This is a genomic window from Escherichia sp. MOD1-EC6842 (assembly GCF_002965705.1).
GTDB lineage: Bacteria > Pseudomonadota > Gammaproteobacteria > Enterobacterales > Enterobacteriaceae > Escherichia > Escherichia ruysiae.
Window position 1 is genome coordinate 110,324 of the sequence record NZ_PTRF01000001.1, and the last position, 16,958, is coordinate 127,281.

Genomic DNA, 16,958 nt, shown 5'->3' on the forward strand with positions numbered 1-16,958 from the left:
TCTACTATTAAAGGGTTATTTCCCTCTCTTCGCCTACAGGAGTTCGCATGTGGGATGTTATTGATTTATCGCGCTGGCAGTTTGCACTGACCGCGCTGTACCACTTTTTATTCGTGCCCCTTACCCTGGGGCTGATTTTTTTGCTGGCTATCATGGAAACCATTTACGTGGTCACCGGCAAAACAGTCTACCGCGATATGACGCGTTTCTGGGGTAAGCTCTTCGGTATCAACTTCGCTCTCGGCGTGGCCACTGGCCTGACAATGGAGTTTCAGTTTGGTACTAACTGGTCATTCTATTCCAACTATGTGGGCGACATTTTTGGCGCACCGCTGGCGATGGAAGCATTAATGGCCTTTTTCCTCGAATCCACCTTTGTCGGTCTGTTCTTCTTCGGCTGGCAACGGCTGAATAAATACCAGCATCTGCTGGTGACCTGGCTGGTGGCATTCGGTTCCAATATCTCCGCATTGTGGATTTTGAATGCCAACGGGTGGATGCAGTTCCCGACCGGCGCGCATTTCGATATCGACACCCTGCGTATGGAGATGACCAGTTTCAGCGATCTGGTTTTTAACCCTGTCAGCCAGGTGAAATTTGTCCATACGGTGATGGCGGGCTATGTGACCGGAGCCATGTTTATTATGGCGATCAGCGCCTGGTATTTACTGCGCGGACGGGAGCGTGATGTTGCGCTACGTTCGTTCGCCATCGGTTCGGTCTTTGGCACACTGGCGATAATCGGCGCGCTGCAACTTGGAGACAGTTCTGCTTATGAAGTCGCACGCGTTCAGCCGGTAAAACTGGCCGCAATGGAAGGGGAGTGGCAAACCGAACCCGCACCTGCGCCGTTCCATCTCGTTGCCTGGCCGGAACAGGATCAAGAACGTAATGCCTTTGCCATCAAAATTCCCGCACTGTTAGGGATCCTCGCCACTCACTCATTAGATAAGCCCGTTCCGGGGCTGAAAAATTTGATGGCTGAAACCTATCCACGCTTGCAACGCGGACGTATGGCCTGGCTGCTGATGCAGGAGATCTCGCAAGGTAACCGGGAGCCGCATGTGTTGCAGGCATTCCGGGAGTTGGAAAGCGACCTTGGTTACGGCATGTTGCTCTCCCGCTATGCGCCGGATATGAATCATGTCACACCGGCGCAGTATCAGGCAGCAATGCGTGGCGCTATTCCACAGGTTGCTCCGGTGTTCTGGAGTTTCCGCATCATGGTGGGCTGCGGTTCGCTGCTGTTACTGGTGATGCTGATTGCGCTCGTTCAGACGCTGCGTGGCAAAATTGACCAGCATCGTTGGGTGCTGAAAATGGCGCTCTGGAGTTTGCCACTGCCGTGGATTGCCATTGAAGCCGGGTGGTTTATGACCGAGTTTGGTCGTCAGCCGTGGGCGATTCAGGACATCTTACCGACATACTCCGCGCACTCCGCGTTAACCACGGGACAACTGGCTTTCTCACTGATCATGATCGTAGGGCTTTATACCCTGTTCTTAATCGCCGAAGTCTACCTGATGCAGAAATATGCCCGTCTGGGGCCGAGCGCGATGCAGAGTGAACAACCGACGCAGCAACAGGGGTAAAGGAGAGAATCATGTTTGATTATGAAACATTGCGCTTCATCTGGTGGCTGCTGATTGGCGTCATCCTGGTGGTCTTTATGATCTCCGATGGATTTGACATGGGGATTGGCTGTCTGTTGCCGCTGGTGGCGCGTAATGATGATGAACGTCGGGTATTGATTAACAGCGTTGGCGCACACTGGGAAGGCAACCAGGTCTGGTTGATTCTTGCGGGCGGTGCATTATTTGCCGCCTGGCCCAGAGTCTATGCAGCGGCGTTTTCCGGCTTTTATGTGGCGATGATTCTGGTGCTGTGCTCGCTGTTCTTTCGCCCGCTGGCTTTTGATTATCGTGGAAAAATCGCTGATGCGCGCTGGCGTAAAATGTGGGATGCCGGTCTGGTCATCGGCAGTCTGGTGCCGCCGGTAGTCTTCGGTATCGCGTTCGGCAATTTGTTACTTGGCGTGCCGTTTGTCTTCACGCCGCAATTACGCGTGGAGTACCTCGGTTCTTTCTGGCAATTGCTGACACCGTTCCCATTACTGTGTGGTTTGCTCAGTCTGGGCATGGTGATTTTACAAGGTGGCGTCTGGTTGCAACTAAAAACGGTCGGAGCTATTCACCTGCGTTCGCAACTGGCGACCAAACGCGCTGCGCTGTTGGTCATGCTGTGCTTTTTGCTGGCGGGGTACTGGCTGTGGGTGGGTATTGATGGCTTTGTATTGCTCGCCCAGGATGTTAACGGCCCGTCCAATCCGTTAATGAAACTGGTTACAGTACTGCCCGGTGCCTGGATGAATAATTTTGTTGAATCGCCGATTTTGTGGATCTTCCCGCTGCTGGGTTTTTTCTGCCCATTACTGACGGTGATGGCTATTTATCGGGGTCGCCCCGGTTGGGGATTTCTGCTGGCCTCATTGATGCAATTTGGCGTTATCTTCACGGCGGGCATCACGCTGTTTCCGTTTGTCATGCCTTCGAGCATCAGTCCGATCTCCAGCCTGACGCTGTGGGACAGCACCTCCAGTCAGCTGACGTTGAGCATTATGTTAGTAATTGTGCTGATATTTTTGCCTATTGTGTTGCTCTACACTGTATGGAGCTACTACAAAATGTGGGGGCGCATGACAACTGAAACGCTTCGCCGTCACGATAGTGAGCTGTACTAAGGAGGGATGATCAATGTGGTATTTATTGTGGTTCGTCGGAATTTTGTTGATGTGTTCACTCTCCACCGTGGTGTTGGTATGGCTGGAACCGCGTCTGAAAGGTTGATTTGACGCACAACAAACGTAGGCCTGATGAGACGCATCAACGTCGCATCAGGCAATAATGCGAAACATGAAAAACGGAAACCTGGCGATGAAAGCGATTTTGATCCCCTTTTTTTCTCTTTTGCTTCCGTTAACTCCGCTACCTGCATTTGCTCAGGGGGCGCCGGAACTGAAGCTGGAAAGTGTGGTGATTGTCAGCCGTCATGGTGTGCGAGCACCCACCAAATCTACGCAAATCATGCAGGACGTTACTCCAGACACCTGGCCTGGCTGGCCGGTGAAACTGGGTTGGCTGACACCACGAGGCGGTGAACTGATCTCTTATCTCGGACATTACCAACGCCAACGCCTGGTGGCTGACGGTTTGCTGGCAAAAAATGGTTGCCCGAAAGCTGGGCAGGTCGCGATTATTGCCGATGTTGACGAGCGCACTCGTAAAACAGGCGAAGCCTTTGCTGCCGGGCTGGCTCCCGACTGTGCAATAACCGTACATACTCAGTCAGACACTTCCCGTCCCGATCCGTTATTTAATCCCCTGAAAACCGGTGTTTGCCAACTGGATAAAGTGAACGTGACTGAGGCGATTCTCAGCAGGGCAGGCGGCTCTCTCGTTGATTTTACCGATCATCGGCAAACGGCATTTCACGAACTGGAGCGGGTACTCAATTTTCCGCAATCAAGTCTGTGCCTCAAACGAGAGAAACAAGACGAAAGCTGTTCGTTCACGCAGGCATTGCCCTCTGAACTCAAGGTGAGTGCTGATAACGTCTCATTAACGGGTGCGGTAAGCCTCGCATCCATGCTGACGGAGATATTTCTCCTGCAACAAGCACAGGGAATGCCGGAGCCTGGCTGGGGACGAATTACTGATTCACATCAGTGGAACACCTTGTTAAGCCTGCATAATGCGCAGTTTTATTTGCTGCAACGTACCCCGGATGTGGCTCGTCGTCGTGCCACACCGCTGTTGGATTTAGTTCTGACGGCGTTGACGCCAAACAACCCGCAAAAATCGAACTATGGAATTACGCTGCCGACTTCACTGTTGTTTATTGCCGGGCATGATACCAACCTGGCGAATCTGGGGGGGGCACTGAAGCTTAACTGGACGCTGCCGGGTCAACCGGATAACACCCCGCCGGGTGGTGAACTGGTATTTGAACGCTGGCGGCGGCTAAGTGATAACAGTCAATGGATTCAGGTTTCGCTGGTATTCCAGACCTTGCAGCAGATGCGTGATAAAACGCCGCTATCGCTAAAAACGCCGCCTGGAGAGGTAAAACTGACACTGGCAGAATGTGAGGAGAGAAACGCGCAGGGCATGTGTTCACTGGCGGATTTTACGCAAATAGTGAATGAAGCGCGTATTCCGGCATGTAGTTTACATCAGGATAAATAAACATTTGCCGCTGTTGGTCCTCGCAGGCCATTTACGCGGCAAAATTCTACGCGTAATCCTGGGATGAGCACTTCTGCGTCGCGGGGACTGAATGCGGAAATATGAACCTGGACTTCTTTACGACCGTCGGAGGGGATGATGAATCCTTTGCCGCTTTTGCGATCAAAGGTTTTGACAATTCCTGTCATTTTACGGGACAAACAAATTCCTTACTAAAAATACTGCGCTGCACTATACGGTGTTAATAAAATAAAGCCAGCGATATTTAAGACCGCCGGACGGCTAAAATAAAATTTGCTTAATCATATTTATCATGCGTTAATAGCTGCGTCGGTTTGAAAGACAGACAGCATACAAAGTAGTTTACTAAAGCAGTTCTCATTATCAGGCATTATCCCCTTCTTTTGAGTCTCTCTCCTGAACACTAAGTAGTTTCTGTAATAAAGCCCTGTTTGCCGAAAGGCTCAAAATGAAGGAAGTAAAATATGTCTAATAAAATGACTGGTTTAGTAAAATGGTTTAACGCAGATAAAGGTTTTGGCTTTATCACTCCTGATGATGGCAGCAAGGACGTTTTCGTTCATTTCACCGCCATCCAGAGCAATGAATTTCGCACGCTGAATGAAAATCAGAAAGTCGAATTTTCTATTGAGCAGGGGCAACGTGGTCCCTCGGCAGCGAACGTTGTTACGCTCTAAGGTTGCCGTTATTACTCAACATCTCCATTTCCGCTGTCCATGTTGTCATGGTTCACAGTACCGCACATCGGCATTCGATGTGACGGAGCGAAACCCTTTGGGCGCTAAGTGTATTTTCTGTAAATCGACGATGATCACCTTTGATAACGTTGCCTTGCAAATACGCACTGACCATGCGCCGCTGGATTTCACAAAATAATATCAGGCTCCCTCGCGGAGCCTTTTTTATATCTTCTGTTTGCGCTTATCCCTGTACGCATATTGAGCGATAACCTACTGATTATTGAATCTTTCATGCAGATGGCTTATAACATTTCTAACCTGACCAGGGGATCGGAACCAACACCTTGCTGGCGTGTTGCTGTCTTTTAAGACCAGAAGAGGTTAACAGTGAATATTGAAGAGCTAAAAAAACAAGCCGAAACGGAAATCTCCGACTTTATTGCGCAAAAAATCGCCGAATTGAATAAAAACACAGGGAAAGAAGTCTCTGAAATTCGCTTTACTGCACGGGAGAAAATGACCGGGCTTGAAGGTTATGACGTCAAAATCAAAATAATGTGATTTTGTGAACATCACCCCGCACGAGGTGATGTTCCGCTTGTTGCTAATTTAGTGACCAATCATTGGCGCTTGTGGAATTAAGCGTCGATACAATTCTTCTGGCACCGGGCTTTGCCATACACCCGCATACATCGCATATCCAATCACCGCAAACATAATCCCCAGAACCAATAGCGTCATTAACCAGCCAGACAACGCAAAGGCCTTTTTATTTGCCGCAGGTTTTTGCAGCGAAAAAGTTAATGTTGAAGTGACCGGACATGACTCTACGCAAGTCATACAGCCGGTACATTCCACTGTTCGTACCTGAATTAATTTATCGACCGGGATCCGTGATGGGCAATTTTTTGCGCATTTGCCACAATCGATACAACTTTCGGCATTGCGACGAATCTTAAACGGCGAAAATAACGAAACCACGCCCATCAGCGCGCCATATGGGCAAAGATAACGACACCAGGCATGGCGAATAAATAGGCTGGCAATCAGCAAAACGGTCACGCTGATTAATGTCGCGGTTCCCATATGACGAAAGAAATCGAGCATTTTAACGTCCATCACCACGCTGTAGGGCGATAGCATAAAATAGTGAATTGCCTGAGCGGGCATCAATAACGCGATATAGAGAAAAAAACTCAACAGCAAATACTTCACTGCGCGCAGAGGAATATCCAGCCAGCGGGGAAGGGCAAATTGCCGACCAAACAGTTTTTTCCCGAGATCGCCGATTAATTCAGAAAGCGTACCAATCGGGCATAACCATGAACAAAAGGCCTTTTTCAGCAACAGACTGATGATGATAAAAGCGACCAGCAACAGCATCGCGGCGGCATGGACGGAAGGTAGCTGGCCTGTTTCAAAGCTATATTTCAGATTCATCAGGCCGGCAATCGGTAGCCAGCCTTCGATGCCTCCTGGTCTGGCGACAAATGTCGTACTACCTGCCGTTTCGTAATAGCGCACCCAGTACCAGAAGGTGACGGCAATATAAATATTGATTGCTAACAGTAATAATTGCGTCGCTTTACGCCAGGTCGTGGCATTACGCCAGTCATTCCACGGTAATTTGCCGCCCGTCGTGCCTGGCCGCCGCTGCCAGCGGGTTCTTTTTTTCTCTGTCATGATTTTGCCAGCCCGTTAAGTTGCATACTAAATGCCACTATTCTAAATATTCTTAACTGGCTGATATTGATTCAAATCGCGTTCAGGTCTTTCTTATTCAACCACGCTTCCAGAGCGGCAACACTGCGTGTAATTTCTTCGTGTGGGAGGGGCGCAGATAATGGCTGCTGCTCCAGTTGCGCGCATAGCTGGCTGGCGCTACGCATTCCCAGACTCGCGCAGCTGCTTTTTAGCTGGTGCGCGGCACGTTTAATTTTTTCGCCGTCCTGCCTGGCGCGGGCTGCGTCTATTTCATCGAGAAGTGGCAGGGCATGTTGTTTAAATAATGTCAGCCATTCGCGAATACTCTCCGTCCCCATTAACTGAGCATCTTCATGGAGTTGCGATACATCCAGCGATTGATCTTTATTGGTTTGCAGTTGGAGATAGTGCGCCAGTAACTGACCGAGCACTTCACGCGGCACTGGTTTAGGGATAATCCCGCGAAAGAGCGAACTGGTTCGCTGGCGCAGCGTTTCGTCGATGACATGGGCGCTAAAGCCAATCAAAACCAGCGACGGATATTGCTGTACCAGTTGTCGGGCAAGGGTAATGCCGTCGATATCCGGCAGATCAAAATCCACCAGTGCGGCAGCAAATGGTTCACTATTTTGCAGCGTTTCTATCGCCTGCGCGGCATTGCCAACAGCCACGACCTGCGCACCGCTGGTGTTTAGCATCTCAACGGTAATTCGCTGGGTTAGCGGGTTATCTTCAATTAACAGCAAACGTAAACCGTCCAGACGTACCGCCTGATTGACTGTTTTTGGCACGGGGGCAGTGGCAACACGTAACGGCAAGCGTAAACAAAAACAGCTTCCAGCCCCCGGCGTGCTGGTGGCGCTCAGTTCGCCGCCCATCGCCTGAGCCAGACTGCTACTGATAGTCAGCCCCAGCCCGGTGCCGCCGCGTTTGCCGCTTACCTGAACAAATGGCTGGAATATTTCTGCCAGTTTCGCGGGATCAATCCCGCAGCCGCTGTCTTCCACTTCGACCAACCATTGCTCGCCATCAGTGCGACTGCGCAGGACGATCTGCCCCTCGTCAGTGAAACGCACGGCGTTGCTCAACAAGTTGGTAATAACCTGGCGAATACGTCGCGGATCGCCCATTAACGCGCTCGGTACATCGTTGGCAATTGCCGTTGCCAGGCGAATCGGGCGACCTTTCACCCGCCCGCTCATTAATTGCAGGGTACTTTCCAGCAGCGGGCGTGGTTCAAAGGGTTCATCGCTGACCGAAACATTTTTGCCCCCCGCTTCGATAGCCGAATAATCGAGGATATCGTTAAGGATGGTCAGCAGCGATTCGCCGGAGTCGGTAATTGCCCGCAAATCATCACGCTGGGCGTTAAGTGCGGGGTTATCTGCCAGCAGTTGCGCGGTGCCGAGAATACCGTACAGCGGTGTGCGGATCTCATGGCTCATTGCCGCCAGAAACGCAGATTTTGCCTGGCTGGCTTTTTCGGCTTCCGCACGAGCCTGTCGATGTTCTACCACCAGTTCCTGTAATTCAGCCGTGCGCGCTTTTACTTGTGCCGCCAGCTGTTCGCGCTGGCGATTCAGCGCATGAACGCTGCTGCGAAACGCATCCATCAGCCGCCCGATGGTATCCAGCTCCCGCACGCCAGCGGTTTCCGGGAAAGGGGAGTCGATATCACCGTCCAGCAAGCGTTGCAGCGCCTGCGTTTGTTCAGCAAGTGGACGTGTGACAGAGCGATAAACCACGCGCCAGAGGATCAGAATCAGTGCGCAAAGTGAAACCATCCCCAGCAATACCAGGCTGTATTGCCCGCGTGCGCTGGCTTTTTCGAGATGCGCCAGTCCATGTTGATTACGCAGCTCAATAGTGTCGACCAGCTGACTGACTTCGCTACTAAACTGCGCAAACTGGGCGATGTTATTTTGGGCGAGAGTGTGCAGGTGATTGCTGATTTCACTGTCCTGCTGATACAGCGCCAGCAAATCGCTATATTGGCTAACGGTAGTTAACGTTGTTGCGACCTGAGCACGAACTCCCGGATCTTCAATGCGTATTTGCCGACGTTGCAGAATTTTCACCGCATTATTGAGCTGCTTTTCCAGCGTTGGCGAATTTTTCTGGATCAGTTCCAACCCCAGATTCATCACCATTTGCTGCACCCGCAGGGCGCTAAGGCGCAGTTCATTCATCTGGTTAACATACTCAAGATCGATATCAATCAGCCGATCGAGTGCACTTTCAGCGGCCTGACGCTGATGTTGTTCGATCAAATCGTAAATCCCGGCCTGGGTCGCTCCGGCGGAGGTTGCCGCATTATTCGCCTGACCTTGCGCCAGGCGTGCGATTTCATCGGCGGCGGCGACTATCTGCTGACTGAGTTGCTGTTGTTGCTGGCGCAGTTGCAAACGCTGTCCCACCAGTTCCCCTTGCTGACGTAACGAACGGGAAATCTCCTGCTCCTGTTGTTCAATAGCGGTGGTATCAAAACCTTGTTCCCGTAACGCTTGCAGCAACGCATTAATCTTCAGGCTTTGTGCGGTGAGCATTCGCCCCTGCGCCTGCCACATTTTTTCGTTATCGGCACTGGTCAGGTTCTGCGCGGCGAAAAGTTCCCAGGCGCTGGCTTCGCTCAACTGGCGCGCCATATTCATGGTAGGAATCAATGCCTGAGTGTTGTCTTTTTCCACCTGGCTGATAAAGCGCAGGTTGTACCATCCCACCAGGGTACTGGTCAGGGTTAACAGCGCCATCAGGGCAAAGCCCATCCAGAGCCTTCGGGTCAGGGTTAAATTCACGGTCGGTGTACTTAGGTGAAAAATGTTGAGTCGCAAAGCGGAATACATCTAGCATAAAGCCTTATTATTGATGAGGCTATCATGCGCGTACTGCTATTTTTACTTCTTTCCCTTTTCATGTTGCCGGCATTTTCGGCTGATAACCTGTTGCGCTGGCATGATGCGCAGCATTTCACGGTGCAACCCTATACGCCGCTTAAAGCCAAACGCGCATGGAAACTGTGCGCGCTTTACCCCAGCCTGAAAGATTCATACTGGTTATCGTTGAACTATGGAATGCAGGAGGCTGCTCGCCGCTACGGTGTGGATTTAAAAGTGCTGGAGGCAGGCGGCTACAGCCAGTTAGCTACCCAGCAGGCGCAAATCGACCAGTGTAAGCAATGGGGGGCAGAGGCCATTTTGCTCGGTAGTAGCACGACGTCATTTCCCGATCTGCAAAAGCAGGTAGCAAGTCTGCCGGTGATTGAACTGGTGAATGCCATTGACGACTCACAGATAAAAAGCCGCGTTGGTGTGCCCTGGTTTCAGATGGGCTATCAACCAGGGCGATATCTGGTGCAATGGAGCCACGGTAAACCACTGAACGTGCTGTTGATGCCCGGACCCGATAACGCCGGGGGCAGTAAGGAGATGGTAGAGGGGTTTCGCGCAGCCATTGCCGGAAGCCCGGTGCGTATTGTCGATATTGCGCTCGGTGACAACGATATTGAAATCCAGCGTAACCTGTTGCAGGAGATGCTGGAACGTCATCCAGAAATCGACGTCGTTGCCGGAACGGCCATTGCGGCAGAGGCGGCAATGGGTGAAGGACGTAACCTGAAAACGCCGCTTACCGTGGTGTCGTTTTATCTTTCACATCAGGTGTATCGCGGGCTGAAGCGGGGAAGAGTGATTATGGCTGCCAGCGATCAAATGGTCTGGCAGGGGGAACTGGCGGTTGAGCAGGCCATCAGGCAATTACAGGGGCAATCGGTGTCTGATAATGTCAGCCCACCGATTTTAGTTCTGACGCCGAAAAATGCCGACCGCGAACATATCCACCGCTCGCTGTCACCGGGGGGATTTCGTCCGGTCTATTATTATCAGCACACATCAGCGGCTAAGAAATAACCTTCGCCATGTTGCGTCACCAGTAAATCCGCGCTGAGTTTATGGCGTAAACGACGAATTAACACATCGACGGTGCGCAGGTCAGGATTTTCCACCCGACGCGCAGAAAGCATACGCAGCAGACGTTCACGGCTGAGAATTTCGCCTGGGTTGGTCACAAACGCCACCAACATTTCATACTCTGCGCGGGTCAGTTTAATCGGCTCGCCATCCCGCTCCAGCGTATGGCGCGACACATTCAGGCAATAACCGGCAAAGCGATAGCAGTTGTCCTGAGTGTGCGGTTGAGCTTGTCGCGCGAGGTCGATGCGCCAGAGCAGATTTTTTACCCGTACTACCAGTTCGCGCAGTTCCAGCGGTTTGGTGACGTAATCGTCTGCGCCCATTTCCAGCCCAACAATACGGTCAATTCGATCGCTGCGTCCGGTAACCAGAATAATCCCCACCGTTGAGCGTTCTCGCAGGGCGCGGGTTAACATCAGGCCATTTTCATCGGGCAAGTTGATATCCAGCAGAATTAAATCCACCGGCTGATTCTGCATAATTTCCCGCAGCCCGGCACCGCTCGCCGTAACGGAAACGGTATACCCCTCCTGAGTGAAGTAGGTTTGTAATCGCGCTTGGGTAACCGGTTCATCTTCAACAATAACAATGTGATGTGGCATCAGAGGGTTTTACTCATTCTGTTCATATCTGTTCATATTCTGCCGTAAGCCGTTCATCCTGACCAGTGCCGCTGTTCATATTTGCTCATTAAGATCGCTTCACTAAACCATAATTTTACAGGGGCTATTATGCGGAAACTCTGGAACGCGCTACGCCGACCCAGTGCTCGTTGGTCGGTACTGGCGCTGGTCGCTATTGGGATTGTGATTGGCATTGCGCTGATTGTATTGCCACACGTTGGGATCAAAGTCACCAGCACAACCGAATTTTGTGTCAGTTGCCACAGTATGCAACCGGTGTATGAAGAATATAAACAGTCGGTGCATTTCCAGAACGCCTCCGGCGTGCGAGCTGAATGCCATGACTGTCATATCCCGCCGGATATTCCAGGCATGGTGAAGCGCAAACTGGAAGCGAGCAACGATATCTACCAGACCTTTATTGCCCACTCCATTGATACACCTGAAAAATTCGAAGCCAAACGCGCGGAACTTGCCGAGCGTGAATGGGCGCGAATGAAAGAAAACAACTCGGCAACCTGCCGCTCCTGCCATAACTACGATGCGATGGATCATGCGAAGCAGCATCCGGAAGCGGCACGTCAGATGAAGGTGGCAGCGAAAGATAATCAATCCTGCATCGACTGTCATAAAGGTATTGCCCACCAGTTACCGGATATGAGTAGCGGCTTCCGTAAGCAGTTCGACGAGTTGCGCGCCAGTGCTAATGACAGTGGTGACACGCTGTACTCCATTGATATCAAGCCGATTTATGCGGCGAAAGGCGATAAAGAAGCGTCTGGTTCACTGCTGCCTGCTTCGGAAGTGAAAGTCCTTAAACGTGACGGCGACTGGCTGCAAATTGAGATTACCGGCTGGACAGAAAGCGCCGGACGTCAGCGTGTACTCACCCAATTGCCAGGTAAACGCATCTTTGTTGCCTCGATTCGTGGTGATGTGCAGCAGCAGGTGAAAACGCTGGAGAAAACCACCGTAGCCGACACCAATACCGAGTGGAGCAAGTTGCAGGCCACTGCGTGGATGAAGAAAGGCGACATGGTAAACGATATCAAACCGATCTGGGCTTATGCGGATTCGTTGTACAACGGCACTTGTAACCAGTGCCACGGCGCACCGGAAATCGCCCACTTTGACGCTAACGGTTGGATCGGCACGCTCAACGGCATGATTGGCTTTACCAGTCTCGATAAACGTGAAGAACGCACCTTGTTGAAATATCTGCAAATGAATGCGTCTGACACCGCAGGTAAGGCTCACGGCGATAAGAAGGAAGAAAAATAATGAACAATAACGATCTCTTTCAGGCATCACGTCGGCGTTTTCTGGCACAACTCGGCGGCTTAACCGTCGCCGGGATGCTGGGGCCGTCATTGTTAACGCCGCGCCGTGCGACTGCGGCGCAAGCGGCGGCTGTCATCTCGAAAGAGGGCATTCTTACCGGGTCGCACTGGGGGGCTATCCGCGCGACGGTGAAGGATGGTCGCTTTGTGGCGGCAAAACCGTTCGAACTGGATAAATATCCGTCGAAAATGATCGCCGGATTGCCGGATCACGTACACAACGCGGCGCGTATTCGTTATCCGATGGTACGCGTGGACTGGCTGCGTAAGCGCCATCTGAGCGACACATCCCAGCGCGGTGATAACCGTTTTGTGCGCGTGAGCTGGGATGAAGCCCTCGACATGTTCTATGAAGAACTGGAACGCGTACAGAAAACTCACGGGCCGAGTGCCTTGCTGACCGCCAGTGGTTGGCAATCGACGGGGATGTTCCATAACGCTTCGGGGATGCTGGCGAAAGCTATTGCCTTGCATGGCAATAGCGTGGGTACGGGCGGAGATTATTCTACCGGCGCTGCGCAGGTGATCCTGCCGCGCGTAGTCGGTTCGATGGAAGTGTATGAACAGCAAACCTCCTGGCCGCTGGTATTGCAGAACAGCAAAACCATTGTACTGTGGGGCTCCGATTTGCTGAAAAACCAGCAAGCGAACTGGTGGTGCCCGGATCACGATGTTTATGAATATTACGAGCAGCTAAAAGCGAAAGTCGCCGCCGGTGAAGTTGTGGTCATCAGCATCGATCCGGTTGTCACATCCACCCATGAGTATCTGGGGCGCGAGCATGTGAAGCACATTGCGGTTAACCCGCAAACTGACGTGCCGCTGCAACTGGCGCTGGCACATACGCTGTACAGTGAAAACCTGTACGACAAAAACTTCCTCGCTAACTACTGTGTGGGTTTTGAGCAGTTCCTGCCGTATCTGCTGGGTGAGAAAGACGGTCAGCCGAAAGATGCCGCATGGGCTGAAAAACTGACCGGCATTGATGCCGAAACCATTCGTGGGCTGGCGCGGCAGATGGCGGCGAACAGAACGCAAATTATTGCTGGCTGGTGCGTGCAGCGTATGCAGCACGGTGAACAGTGGGCGTGGATGATTGTCGTTCTGGCGGCGATGCTGGGGCAAATTGGCCTGCCAGGTGGTGGCTTTGGTTTTGGCTGGCACTATAACGGCGCAGGCACGCCGGGGCGTAAAGGCGTTATTCTGAGTGGTTTCTCCGGCTCTACGTCGATTCCGCCTGTTCACGACAACAGTGACTACAAAGGCTACAGCAGCACCATTCCGATTGCCCGTTTTATCGATGCGATCCTCGAACCGGGGAAAGTGATCAACTGGAACGGTAAATCGGTAAAACTGCCGCCGCTGAAAATGTGTATTTTTGCCGGAACTAACCCGTTCCATCGCCATCAGCAGATCAACCGCATTATTGAAGGCTGGCGCAAGCTGGAAACGGTTATCGCCATAGATAACCAGTGGACCTCAACCTGCCGCTTTGCCGACATCGTGCTGCCTGCGACCACGCAGTTTGAGCGTAACGATCTCGACCAGTACGGCAACCACTCCAACCGTGGCATTATCGCCATGAAACAGGTCGTGCCGCCGCAGTTCGAGGCGCGCAACGACTTTGATATTTTCCGCGAGCTGTGCCGCCGCTTTAATCGCGAAGAATCCTTTACCGAAGGGCTGGACGAAATGGGCTGGCTGAAACGCATCTGGCAGGAAGGTGTACAACAAGGCAAAGGACGCGGCGTTCATCTGCCAGCGTTTGATGACTTCTGGAATAACAAAGAGTACGTCGAGTTTGACCATCCGCAGATGTTTGTTCGCCACCAGGCATTCCGCGAAGATCCGGATCTCGAACCGCTGGGCACGCCGAGTGGCCTGATTGAGATCTACTCGAAAACCATCGCCGATATGAACTACGACGATTGTCAGGGGCATCCGATGTGGTTTGAGAAAATCGAACGTTCCCACGGTGGACCCGGCTCGCAGAAGTATCCGTTGCATCTGCAATCTGTGCATCCCGATTTCCGACTTCACTCACAGTTATGTGAATCTGAAACCCTGCGTCAGCAATATACGGTAGCGGGTAAAGAGCCAGTATTTATTAGCCCGCAGGATGCCAGTGCGCGCGGTATTCGTAACGGTGATGTGGTACGCGTGTTTAACGCTCGCGGTCAGGTGTTGGCAGGAGCAGTAGTTTCTGACCGCTATGCACCCGGCGTGGCGCGAATTCACGAAGGGGCATGGTACGATCCAGATAAAGGTGGCGAGCCTGGTGCGCTGTGCAAATACGGTAACCCCAACGTGTTGACCATCGACATCGGAACTTCGCAGCTGGCGCAGGCGACCAGTGCACACACTACGCTGGTGGAAATTGAGAAGTACAACGGAACAGTGGAGCAGGTGACGGCGTTTAACGGCCCCGTGGAGATGGTGGCGCAGTGCGAATATGTTCCGGCGTCGCAGGTGAAATCATGACCACGCTGACAGCACAACAGATTGCCTGTGTTTACGCCTGGCTGGCGCAGTTGTTCTCCCGTGAACTGGACGATGAACAACTGACGCAAATCGCCAGTGCGCAGATGGCTGAATGGTTTTCGTTGCTGAAAAGCGAACCGCCGCTCACAGCGGCGGTGAATGATCTGGAAAACTGTATTGCCACGCTGACAGTACGTGACGATGCCCGTCTGGAACTGGCCGCTGACTTTTGCGGCCTGTTTCTGATGACCGACAAACAAGCCGCGCTGCCGTATGCATCGGCCTACAAACAGGACGAGCAAGAGATTAAACGCTTGTTAGTTGAGGCAGGGATGGAAACCAGCGGCAATTTCAACGAACCGGCAGATCATCTGGCGATCTATCTCGAGTTGTTGAGTCATCTGCATTTTTCGCTGGGAGAGGGGACCGTTCCTGCGCGAGGAATCGAAAGTTTGCGGCAAAAAACACTGACGGCGCTGTGGCGCTGGTTACCGGAGTTTGCTGCGCGTTGCCGTCAGTATGATAGCTTTGGTTTTTACGCGGCACTAAGCCAGTTATTGCAGGTGTTGGTGGAGTGCGACAACCAAAAGAGATAATGCCGATTTGTAGGCCTGATAAGACGCGTTAAGCGTCGCATCAGGCAACAAACTCACGGATGAGCCACAAACCGGGAAAGCCGCTGGCGCAGCAGGCGGTTTTCCTGTTTCAGATGTGCAATATCATCCATTAACGTCAGCGCCACCGCGATCCCCGGCCAGTCCAGCGCCAGCTCATTACGCAGCCGTACTGCGCGTTGCACCACGATGGCGGCATGGTCGTCAAATACCCAGGTTGTTTCCTGGAGCTCACGCGGTTCAACCACCCCCAAACCGACAATTTCATTCAACTCCTCTTCAGAGATGCCGGTATGCAGGCAAAATTCGGTAATGGTAAAAGTCACCATAACATTAGCCATCATGCTTTCCCCCAATCTTTGCGTGGATCAAAAGACGACTGGGCGTCTGCCAGTTGCTGCCACAGCGCGGCAGTGTTTTCATCTGGTTTCGGCGGCATCACGATTTTCAGTACCGCATACAGATCGCCGGTCTGTTTTTTGCTCACCAGACCTTTGCCTTTAACGCGCAATCGTTGCCCGGCCTGGCTGCCAGGCGGGATAGTCAGCAAAATGCTTTCTTTCAGTGTTGGGACGGTGACTTTAGCACCCAGCGCCGCTTCCCACGGGCTAACCGGCACCACAATTTCCAGATCCTGACCGACAATATCAAACAGCGGATGCGGCGCAATATGAATCACCAGCCACAAATCGCCATTCGGGCCACCGTTTTCGCCCGGCGTCCCCTGGCCTTTCAGGCGGATGCGTTGACCATTGCCGACGCCCGCCGGGATCTTCACATTCAGCGTTTTCGGGATTTCCTGTTCGATCATGCCAAAGGCGTTATAAACCGGCAGGTTATAGCTGATGGTACGCTTGTGCTCAGTAAGCGTTTCTTCAAGGAATACCGCCACTTCGATTTCAATATCGTGGCCACGTGTAGCGGGGCGTTGGCGGCTCTGGCGGGCATGTTGACCGAAAATTGACGAGAAGATATCGTCAAAATCTTCGGCGTTAAAACTCTGACCGTCGCCATGATGGAACTGACGGTTAAATTGCGGATCGTTGCGATGTTGCCACATCTGATCATACTCAGCGCGACGTTGCTCATCACTCAACACTTCCCACGCTTCAGCGACCTCTTTGAAGCGGGCTTCGGCATCGGGTTCTTTACTGACATCGGGATGGTATTTACGGGCCAGTCGACGATAGGCGGTCTTGATTGTCTTGAGATCGTCCGTCGGTTTCACGCCCATGATGGCGTAATAATCCTTTAATTCCATAGCGTTATCTCGCGTAAATCAA

General features: G+C 52.2%; 17 protein-coding genes and 1 pseudogene. 12 read left to right on the forward strand and 6 right to left on the reverse strand.

Annotation, left to right across the window (positions count from 1 at the left end; genetic code table 11):
• The first annotated feature begins 47 nt into the window (after nucleotides 1-47).
• The 4 genes from appC (at nucleotide 48) to A7Z29_RS00590 (ending at nucleotide 4,244) form a co-directional block, all read left to right on the forward strand.
• A complete protein-coding gene (appC, locus tag A7Z29_RS00575; protein ID WP_000263590.1) occupies nucleotides 48-1,592 on the forward strand; it encodes a cytochrome bd-II oxidase subunit 1 in 1,545 nt (514 codons plus the stop codon).
• Nucleotides 1,593-1,603: 11 nt separating this feature from the next.
• On the forward strand, nucleotides 1,604-2,740 hold the full coding sequence (gene appB, locus A7Z29_RS00580; protein WP_032225462.1) for a cytochrome d ubiquinol oxidase subunit II: 1,137 nt from the start codon (nucleotides 1,604-1,606) through the stop codon (nucleotides 2,738-2,740).
• 13 nt (nucleotides 2,741-2,753) lie between these two features.
• On the forward strand, nucleotides 2,754-2,846 hold the full coding sequence (gene cbdX / locus A7Z29_RS00585; RefSeq protein ID WP_000270307.1) for a cytochrome bd-II oxidase subunit CbdX: 93 nt from the start codon (nucleotides 2,754-2,756) through the stop codon (nucleotides 2,844-2,846).
• 87 nt (nucleotides 2,847-2,933) lie between these two features.
• Nucleotides 2,934-4,244, forward strand: coding sequence for an AppA family phytase/histidine-type acid phosphatase (locus A7Z29_RS00590; protein WP_024212534.1), 1,311 nt, complete (start codon nucleotides 2,934-2,936; stop codon nucleotides 4,242-4,244).
• On the opposite strand, the gene cspH is transcribed toward A7Z29_RS00590, so the two are convergent.
• The gene (cspH, locus tag A7Z29_RS00595; protein WP_000087760.1) at nucleotides 4,232-4,444 is read right to left on the reverse strand and encodes a cold shock-like protein CspH; all 213 of its coding nucleotides are present in this window, start codon (nucleotides 4,442-4,444) and stop codon (nucleotides 4,232-4,234) included. The genes A7Z29_RS00590 and cspH overlap by 13 nt on opposite strands.
• Nucleotides 4,445-4,729: 285 nt before the next feature.
• Between cspH and cspG the strand changes: the two genes are divergently transcribed.
• From cspG to A7Z29_RS00610, 4 genes and pseudogenes are all read left to right on the forward strand, one after another.
• Complete coding sequence (gene cspG, locus A7Z29_RS00600) at nucleotides 4,730-4,942, forward strand: cold shock protein CspG (RefSeq protein WP_000066493.1); 213 nt, start codon at nucleotides 4,730-4,732, stop codon at nucleotides 4,940-4,942.
• A 10-nt stretch (nucleotides 4,943-4,952) separates the two neighbouring features.
• Nucleotides 4,953-5,141, forward strand: coding sequence for a cold shock small protein YmcF (gene ymcF, locus A7Z29_RS00605; RefSeq protein ID WP_071524879.1), 189 nt, complete (start codon nucleotides 4,953-4,955; stop codon nucleotides 5,139-5,141).
• Nucleotides 5,116-5,343: pseudogene (locus A7Z29_RS23455) on the forward strand (protein YmcE). The gene ymcF and the pseudogene A7Z29_RS23455 overlap by 26 nt, the downstream one beginning before the upstream one ends.
• Nucleotides 5,333-5,506: a GnsA/GnsB family addiction module toxin gene (locus A7Z29_RS00610; RefSeq protein WP_001019199.1), complete on the forward strand. Its 174-nt coding sequence runs from the start codon at nucleotides 5,333-5,335 to the stop codon at nucleotides 5,504-5,506. The pseudogene A7Z29_RS23455 and the gene A7Z29_RS00610 overlap by 11 nt, the downstream one beginning before the upstream one ends.
• Nucleotides 5,507-5,554: 48 nt before the next feature.
• On the opposite strand, the gene A7Z29_RS00615 is transcribed toward A7Z29_RS00610, so the two are convergent.
• Nucleotides 5,555-6,628 carry a 4Fe-4S binding protein gene (locus A7Z29_RS00615; RefSeq protein WP_000136746.1) on the reverse strand — a complete coding sequence of 358 codons (1,074 nt, stop codon included), beginning with the start codon at nucleotides 6,626-6,628 and terminating at the stop codon, nucleotides 5,555-5,557.
• A 71-nt stretch (nucleotides 6,629-6,699) separates the two neighbouring features.
• The gene (torS, locus tag A7Z29_RS00620; protein ID WP_105289763.1) at nucleotides 6,700-9,444 is read right to left on the reverse strand and encodes a TMAO reductase system sensor histidine kinase/response regulator TorS; all 2,745 of its coding nucleotides are present in this window, start codon (nucleotides 9,442-9,444) and stop codon (nucleotides 6,700-6,702) included.
• Nucleotides 9,445-9,525: 81 nt separating this feature from the next.
• Between torS and torT the strand changes: the two genes are divergently transcribed.
• Nucleotides 9,526-10,554, forward strand: a complete 1,029-nt coding sequence (gene torT, locus A7Z29_RS00625) for a TMAO reductase system periplasmic protein TorT (RefSeq protein WP_105289675.1) — start codon at nucleotides 9,526-9,528, stop codon at nucleotides 10,552-10,554.
• Here torT and torR read toward each other — a convergent pair.
• Nucleotides 10,527-11,219, reverse strand: coding sequence for a two-component system response regulator TorR (gene torR / locus A7Z29_RS00630; protein WP_001120129.1), 693 nt, complete (start codon nucleotides 11,217-11,219; stop codon nucleotides 10,527-10,529). The genes torT and torR overlap by 28 nt on opposite strands.
• A 129-nt stretch (nucleotides 11,220-11,348) precedes the next feature.
• On the opposite strand from torR, the gene torC reads away from it, so the two are divergent.
• Genes torC through torD form a run of 3 tightly spaced genes read left to right on the forward strand, consistent with a single transcriptional unit; the run spans nucleotide 11,349 to nucleotide 15,657 of the window.
• Nucleotides 11,349-12,521, forward strand: a complete 1,173-nt coding sequence (gene torC / locus A7Z29_RS00635; RefSeq protein ID WP_040090208.1) for a pentaheme c-type cytochrome TorC — start codon at nucleotides 11,349-11,351, stop codon at nucleotides 12,519-12,521.
• On the forward strand, nucleotides 12,521-15,061 hold the full coding sequence (gene torA, locus A7Z29_RS00640) for a trimethylamine-N-oxide reductase TorA (protein WP_105289676.1): 2,541 nt from the start codon (nucleotides 12,521-12,523) through the stop codon (nucleotides 15,059-15,061). The genes torC and torA overlap by 1 nt, the downstream gene beginning before the upstream one ends.
• Complete coding sequence (gene torD, locus A7Z29_RS00645; protein ID WP_105289677.1) at nucleotides 15,058-15,657, forward strand: molecular chaperone TorD; 600 nt, start codon at nucleotides 15,058-15,060, stop codon at nucleotides 15,655-15,657. Before torA ends, torD begins: the two co-directional genes overlap by 4 nt.
• 53 nt (nucleotides 15,658-15,710) lie before the next feature.
• Here the strand turns inward: torD and cbpM are convergent, their stop codons facing one another.
• Both cbpM and cbpA read right to left on the reverse strand, forming a co-directional pair.
• Entirely contained in the window at nucleotides 15,711-16,016 is a 306-nt protein-coding gene (gene cbpM, locus A7Z29_RS00650) for a chaperone modulator CbpM (protein ID WP_105289678.1), read from the reverse strand.
• Nucleotides 16,016-16,936, reverse strand: a complete 921-nt coding sequence (gene cbpA, locus A7Z29_RS00655) for a curved DNA-binding protein (RefSeq protein ID WP_000420621.1) — start codon at nucleotides 16,934-16,936, stop codon at nucleotides 16,016-16,018. Before cbpA ends, cbpM begins: the two co-directional genes overlap by 1 nt.
• Between the last annotated feature and the right edge of the window lie 22 nt (nucleotides 16,937-16,958).

What these genes read in the sequence shown, in the direction of transcription:
- appC (WP_000263590.1), top strand. Translation starts at nt 48, where the DNA reads ATGTGGGATGTTATTGATTTATCGCGCTGGCAGTTTGCACTGACCGCG.
- appB (WP_032225462.1), top strand. Translation starts at nt 1,604, where the DNA reads ATGTTTGATTATGAAACATTGCGCTTCATCTGGTGGCTGCTGATTGGC.
- cbdX (WP_000270307.1), top strand. Translation starts at nt 2,754, where the DNA reads ATGTGGTATTTATTGTGGTTCGTCGGAATTTTGTTGATGTGTTCACTC.
- A7Z29_RS00590 (WP_024212534.1), top strand. Translation starts at nt 2,934, where the DNA reads ATGAAAGCGATTTTGATCCCCTTTTTTTCTCTTTTGCTTCCGTTAACT.
- cspG (WP_000066493.1), top strand. Translation starts at nt 4,730, where the DNA reads ATGTCTAATAAAATGACTGGTTTAGTAAAATGGTTTAACGCAGATAAA.
- A7Z29_RS00615 (WP_000136746.1), bottom strand. Translation starts at nt 6,628, where the DNA reads ATGACAGAGAAAAAAAGAACCCGCTGGCAGCGGCGGCCAGGCACGACG.
- torT (WP_105289675.1), top strand. Translation starts at nt 9,526, where the DNA reads ATGCGCGTACTGCTATTTTTACTTCTTTCCCTTTTCATGTTGCCGGCA.
- torR (WP_001120129.1), bottom strand. Translation starts at nt 11,219, where the DNA reads ATGCCACATCACATTGTTATTGTTGAAGATGAACCGGTTACCCAAGCG.
- torC (WP_040090208.1), top strand. Translation starts at nt 11,349, where the DNA reads ATGCGGAAACTCTGGAACGCGCTACGCCGACCCAGTGCTCGTTGGTCG.
- torA (WP_105289676.1), top strand. Translation starts at nt 12,521, where the DNA reads ATGAACAATAACGATCTCTTTCAGGCATCACGTCGGCGTTTTCTGGCA.
- torD (WP_105289677.1), top strand. Translation starts at nt 15,058, where the DNA reads ATGACCACGCTGACAGCACAACAGATTGCCTGTGTTTACGCCTGGCTG.
- cbpM (WP_105289678.1), bottom strand. Translation starts at nt 16,016, where the DNA reads ATGGCTAATGTTATGGTGACTTTTACCATTACCGAATTTTGCCTGCAT.
- cbpA (WP_000420621.1), bottom strand. Translation starts at nt 16,936, where the DNA reads ATGGAATTAAAGGATTATTACGCCATCATGGGCGTGAAACCGACGGAC.